The sequence below is a fragment of the Pseudomonas sp. 2995-1 genome (assembly GCF_002742505.1).
GTDB classification, from domain to species: Bacteria; Pseudomonadota; Gammaproteobacteria; order Pseudomonadales; family Pseudomonadaceae; genus Aquipseudomonas; species Aquipseudomonas sivasensis.
In genome coordinates this window covers 1-278 of the sequence record NZ_LJSA01000622.1, presented here as the reverse complement: position 1 = coordinate 278, position 278 = coordinate 1, and the positions used below count along the sequence as shown (strand labels likewise).

The window sequence follows — 278 nt, the reverse complement described above, 5'->3', positions numbered from 1 at the left end:
TCCTGTCTACTAATAATTCCTTTTAATGGTTTGCCACTATCAATTACAGGCAGTAATTCTATTCCTTCCCAAACCATCATGTGAGCTGCCGATGCAACAGATGTCTGAGATGTAACTGATATCGGCTGTTTAGTCATCACTTTTTCTAATTCCATAAATTGACTAACACCCATTACATCTTTTGCAGTAACTATACCATGCACCTTCATGTCATCATCAACTATGGGATATCTACTATGACCTGTTTTATTATTAAGTTCATGCCACTTTTCCACCGT

At 37.1% G+C, this 278-nt stretch carries 1 protein-coding gene; it reads right to left on the bottom strand.

The window, feature by feature from the left end; all coding sequences use genetic code 11:
• Nucleotides 1–278: CBS domain-containing protein (locus AOA61_RS30110; RefSeq protein WP_143521286.1), on the bottom strand; the 278-nt coding region annotated here is incomplete at both ends.